General features: G+C 45.9%; 5 protein-coding genes. 4 read left to right on the top strand and 1 reads right to left on the bottom strand.

All coding sequences use genetic code 11. From position 1 onward, the window contains the following. Window positions 1-1,886 (top strand): mechanosensitive ion channel family protein (locus tag AACR41_RS00340; protein ID WP_216627675.1); only part of this gene is annotated, 1,886 nt, incomplete at its 5' end. A 15-nt stretch (window positions 1,887-1,901) separates the two neighbouring features. On the opposite strand, the gene AACR41_RS00335 is transcribed toward AACR41_RS00340, so the two are convergent. Beyond that, window positions 1,902-2,105, bottom strand: a complete 204-nt coding sequence (locus AACR41_RS00335) for a hypothetical protein (protein ID WP_030008313.1) — start codon at window positions 2,103-2,105, stop codon at window positions 1,902-1,904. On the opposite strand from AACR41_RS00335, the gene AACR41_RS00330 reads away from it, so the two are divergent. The 3 genes from AACR41_RS00330 to AACR41_RS00320 form a co-directional block, all read left to right on the top strand. Next, window positions 2,104-3,000 carry an META domain-containing protein gene (locus AACR41_RS00330; RefSeq protein WP_030008312.1) on the top strand — a complete coding sequence of 299 codons (897 nt, stop codon included), beginning with the start codon at window positions 2,104-2,106 and terminating at the stop codon, window positions 2,998-3,000. The two genes, AACR41_RS00335 and AACR41_RS00330, sit on opposite strands and share 2 nt — an antisense overlap. Window positions 3,001-3,124: 124 nt before the next feature. Next, window positions 3,125-4,027 carry a phosphoribulokinase gene (locus AACR41_RS00325; protein WP_030008311.1) on the top strand — a complete coding sequence of 301 codons (903 nt, stop codon included), beginning with the start codon at window positions 3,125-3,127 and terminating at the stop codon, window positions 4,025-4,027. A 173-nt stretch (window positions 4,028-4,200) separates the two neighbouring features. Further along, on the top strand, window positions 4,201-5,520 hold a 1,320-nt coding region (locus AACR41_RS00320), incomplete at its 3' end, for an FAD-linked oxidase C-terminal domain-containing protein (protein WP_030008310.1).

Here is a 5,520-nt window from a genome sequence, read left to right as displayed (position 1 = left end):
TGAGAACTACAAGACTCCGAAGATTAATACAAAGTTTAGCGTATTTCATTAGTCTTTTTCTACTGATTTTTACATTGCTCATAAGTTGTTTATTTCCAACTTTTGCTCAATCATTTACTAATTCAGAATTGCCGGAAAATACTCTGATCTCTGATAATAATACCCCAATGTTCAGGAGAGGGAATCTAAATGTTTCCCCTGTTTTTCTGAGTGGAAAAATGCTTGGGACTATCCCCTCATTCGTCGAATTAAGAACCGATAATGATATTCTGGAGAGCATCTATGATGCGTCAACCCGCTCTTATATTTTACATAGCAAGCTTGTCAATGTCTTAGAGAATATGCTCCGTTATACTCGAGAGATTGTTCCCCAAAATATTGGATTAGAACAACAAGAGAAAATCCTAGAGGAACAATTAATTACCAGTGTTGATGAGCAAAAAGGTATAACTGTAGTCCTTGTTTCCTTTCCAAAGGAAAATTTACCAGAGGTACTGTTTTCAGTAACTCAAGCTGATATTGAAAGGCCTCGATTGGGAGGCTCACAACCTTTTCAGATCGCAGATAACGTAGCGACAAGAGCTAAGAGTGATCTTATTCAAGCTTGGAAAGAACGTCAAACTCCTCACTTATTATCTCAGGCTCAACAGGCCCTTTTGATTCTGACTGCTCTGATTGGAGCTAATTTTTGTCTATCTCGAGGGCAGAAATGGTTATTTGCTAAACAAAACAATCTTGATGAATTCTTTTTAAATTCAGAAGATAAAGCTTCTCAAGATCAAATCGTTGATAAATTAAAGAGTTGGAGAGGCATGGAAGTCACTGAACTGCAATTTCAGAACTTTTCAATGAGCCCAAAATCCAACTTGAATGCATTGTATAGATCAGTTTTATTTTGGACTCAATGGCTGGTATGGCTCCTTGGAATTGGTTATCTTTGTAGCCTCTTCTATTGGTCTCGTCCCTTCAGTAATTGGATTTTAGGGGTTACGATCCGTGGGACTTGGGCTGGAAGCGTTGTTCCGAGTTGGGCTCCCATAGATTGGTTGATTAGCCTTGGTCGGCAAGCAACACTAGGTACACCATTACTTATGTTAGTGCTCGTGCTGACCTCAAGGTTGGCAATTAAAATAGGTGATGTTCTCTGTGAATACTTAGCCCAAAAATCTTCTGAAAGGCAACTACAACAGCGCCTGACGATACGATCTCGTACCTTGTCCAAAATGTTCAAAGATTGGCTCAGGACGATAATTTATTTGTTATTAGGTTCTGCCATTGTTTATCATCTTCATGAGCTAGGTAGTATCAACCAATCGGTTGCCTTTTTCTTTGGCTTCTTCGGCTTTGCAATATCTTTAGCTTCCCAAAGCTTACTTAAAGATTTAATTGCTGGGGTGATTATTTTATGGGAAGATCAGTACGCTGTGGGGGATACTGTAAAAATTGGTGATCAAAATGGTTCAGTGGAGAAAATTTCTTTACGAGCGACCCAGTTACGTAATTTAAATGGTGAATTGATTACCATTCCGAATGGGTCAATTGGAGTGGTACAAAATTTATCGAGTGATTGGTCACAAGTTAATTATGCTATTGAGGTAAGTTATGAAGCTGATGTCGATCACACCTTAGAAGTGATCGACAATGTGGCACAACAACTGTATAGCGATCCAGCATGGCATGAGAAAATTATCAAGAAACCTGAGATCTTAGGAATTGATAAAATTGCTCATACAGGTATCTTGATTCGTTTGCTTATTAGAACTAGACCACTCGAACAATGGTCTGTGGAACGGGAATATAGCCGTCGCTTGAAAAAAGCTTTTGATGAAAATAACATTGAAATAGGCATTCCAAAACTTCAATTAAAAAGTAATAGCAATCCTTAGATAGTATTTATAAATTTAAAATAAAGAAGACAAAAAGTCTTTTTCTGGGGCAGAGTAACAAATTATATGAGAGAGAAATAAAAAAATGATAATGAAGCGTAATTCTTTTTCCCAGATATCAGTGTTGACGGGTGTCACAATGCTGCTGTTAAGTTCTCCGCTCATGGGCTGCCAGACGACGGAGACAAAAATGCCCAACTCATTTTCTGAAGTATCCATGGAACAAACAACACAAGATTCACTGGATCCAAACCATTCCCTTGCCGATACAGACTGGTATCTTGTGGAGTTTCAATCGATGGATGACGCAATTGGCACCATTCGTCCCGATGATCCACGCCTGTACATTATGCGCTTAAAAGGCGACGGGACAGTCTCTATGAAACTAAACTGTAATCGTGGTGTTGGTGATTGGTCTGCCGAAGCTAACAACGAAACAAGCGGCGGTTCCTTTCAATTTGGCCCTTTAGAAACAACCCGTGCCCTTTGTCCTGAACCTAGTCTAGATGAAAAAATTGCCGCTGATACAGCATTTATTCGCTCTTACATCTTAGAAGATGACAAACTTTATCTGAGTTTGATGGCCGATGCTGGTATTTATGTTTGGCAACGATATGATTCTTCCATCGGTGCACTGTTCCAAGCAGAACCAGACCCAGCCATCGAAGCGGCCATTCTCGATGCTTTCCCTGACTATAGACAAGAAATTATTGGTGAAGATGGACAGCAGGCACGCTATGTTTACAGTCGAGTAGACTTAAACGGAGATGGAAAAGAAGAAGTTTTAGTCTATCCAATGGGTTCTATTTTCTGTGGCACAGGAGGATGTGATTTATTGTTGCTAACCCCGGAAGATTGCGCTTATTCCCTAATCAATTCTTTTCCGATTAGTCGTCTGCCGATCATTGTCACTGACGAGGTTGCAGCAGGCTGGCAAAATCTAATTCGCCCCGAATCTGGTGGTGGTGCTACACCGTCCTATGTTCTCCATGTTTTTGACGGTCAGCAATACATTGAACAGGAGCGGCTCCCAGGGGATGTGCAACCTGAGGGGATATCTTACCTCCTGGGGGAACCCACATTTGATGAAGGGGCCATCCTCAAACTTAATTAACAATAGTTGGTCATGATCGTGACTGCAGGCGAATCCAGGCATTAATCTCGTCCCCTACCGAGAAAGACCCCACTGCCTGATATGATTTGTGCTACTTACCCTTGTCCGTTTACTATCACCATCCATGTCTAAAAAACATCCTATTGTTGCTGTCACTGGATCCTCCGGAGCCGGGACGACCACCGTAAAACGCGCCTTTGAGCATATTTTCCGTCGTGAGCAAATCAACCCCGTTGTCATCGAAGGTGATAGCTACCACAAATATAATCGGGTCGAAATGCGCCGCATGATGGCCCAGGCTTCCGCCGCCGGGAAAAACTTCAGTCACTTTGGCCTTGGGGCGAACGTCCTCGACAAGCTCGAAGCCCTCTTCAAAGAATATGGCGAACAGGGCTCCGGACAACAACGCTACTATCTCCACAGCCCCGAAGAAGCCGAACACCACAACGAAAGACTCGGCGTCAGTTGTCAGCCCGGAGAATTTACTCCCTGGGAAGATATCAAACCCAACAGCGATATGCTCTTTTATGAAGGGCTCCATGGGGGCGCCGTGGGTAATGGCATCGATGTGGCCCAGTACGTTGACCTGTTGGTGGGGGTTGTGCCCATCGTCAACCTAGAGTGGATCCAAAAGATTTCCCGGGATAATGCCGAGCGTGGCTACAGTGCCGAAACCATCGTTGATACGATTTTGCGCCGGATGCCTGACTATGTGAACTACATCACGCCCCAATTTTCCCGCACCCACATCAATTTCCAACGGGTCGCAACGGTTGATACCTCTAATCCGTTCATTGCGCGGGACATTCCCACCCCCGATGAGAGCTTTGTGATTGTCCACACCAATCGCTGCTTCTACGAAAGATTTTCCATTGATTTCCCTTACCTGCTCAGTATGATTCCGGGTTCTTTTATGTCCCGCCATACGACCCTGGTTGTTCCGGGGGGCAAAATGGGCTTTGCTATGGAAATTATTCTGTCGCCCCTCATTGACCAAATGGTTGAAGAAGCCCGGAAAATCCGTTAGGAGTTGTTCTCAGGTTTCTAAGCTTGAAATTAATCATGGGTTATCCAATCGCCTCTGCCGCTGGTGGAGGCGTTTGCTTAGGAGCCAGCAACCGTAACAAAATCTGCGGTTTGTGCCGGGGCGACTCAGCCAGGGGATAAGATAGAAACCACTGTGCTTTCCTGAAAATAGCAATGGTTTTTTCGTCAGTATCCGCAACGCAACAACGAGATTGGCCCTGGATTCGGCGGCGACTGGTGGAAATCGTTGGGCGGGATGGCGTTATTCGGCGCAAGGAAGAAATTCTTACCTATGAATGTGATGGCCTCAGTGCCTACCGTAAACGGCCTGCCCTGGTGGTGCTCCCCAGAACCACTGCAGAAATTGCGGCGATCGCCAAATTTTGCCATGAACAAGAAATCCCCTGGGTGGCGCGGGGGGCCGGGACAGGGCTATCGGGGGGCGCTTTGCCCTTAGACAATGGCATTTTGATTGTGACGGCACGGATGCGGGAAATCCTTAACATTGACCTAGACAATCAGCAGATCACCGTGCAGCCAGGGGTGATTAACAATTGGGTCACCCAAGCGGTGAGTGGGGCTGGCTTTTACTATGCACCCGATCCTTCGAGCCAAACGGTCTGCTCCATCGGTGGCAATGTGGCAGAAAATTCCGGCGGTGTCCATTGTTTTAAATATGGCGTCACCACGAACCATGTACTCCAACTCAAAGTCGTCACCCCCATGGGGGATGTGGTCACCCTCGGCGGCGTTGTGCCAGAAATGCCGGGCTATGACTTGATGGGCGTCTTTGTGGGGTCAGAAGGGACTCTGGGCATTGCCACGGAAATCACCCTAAAAATTTTGAAGCGACCGGAAGCGGTTTGTGTGCTTCTGGCAGATTATACGTCTATCGAGGCGGCGGGAAATTCGGTGGCGGCGATCGTCAGTGCGGGCATCATTCCAGCGGGAATGGAGATTATGGACAACTTCAGCATTAATGCGGTGGAAGATATCGTCAAGCTGAATTGTTACCCCCGTGATGCGGCGGCTATTTTGTTGATCGAAATTGATGGGATGGCAGCGGAGGTCAAGGCAGCAAAGGAACGAATCAAGGAAATTTGCTTGGCCCAGGGAGCGCGGCAAATCACCAGCGCCAATGATCCAGAAACCCGGCTGAAATTGTGGAAAGGGCGTAAATCAGCCTTTGCGGCGGCGGGCAATATTAGCCCCGATTATTTTGTGCAGGATGGGGTGATTCCCCGGACAAAGTTGGCCGAAGTGCTAACCGAGATTAATGCCATTGGCGATCGCCACGGGTACAAAATTGCCAATGTCTTCCATGCGGGGGACGGCAACTTACACCCGTTAATTTTATATAACAGCGCCATTCCAGGGGATCTAGAAGCCGTAGAAAAAGTCGGCGGCGAAATCCTCAAGCTCTGTGTTGCGAAGGGGGGCAGCATTTCCGGAGAACATGGCATCGGCGCGGACAAAAAAATGTATATGCCGGAT

The organism is Picosynechococcus sp. NKBG042902, from assembly GCF_963864045.1.
In the GTDB taxonomy this organism is placed as follows: Bacteria; Cyanobacteriota; Cyanobacteriia; order Cyanobacteriales; family MRBY01; genus MRBY01.
Note: the sequence above shows the minus strand (reverse complement) of the source record. Positions and strands in the feature narration are given on the sequence as shown.

Coding starts and splice junctions, on each gene's coding strand:
- AACR41_RS00335 (WP_030008313.1), bottom strand. CDS start 2,105: ATGGATACTTCAGAAAATGAGTTGGGCATTTTTGTCTCCGTCGTCTGG.
- AACR41_RS00330 (WP_030008312.1), top strand. CDS start 2,104: ATGGAACAAACAACACAAGATTCACTGGATCCAAACCATTCCCTTGCC.
- AACR41_RS00325 (WP_030008311.1), top strand. CDS start 3,125: ATGTCTAAAAAACATCCTATTGTTGCTGTCACTGGATCCTCCGGAGCC.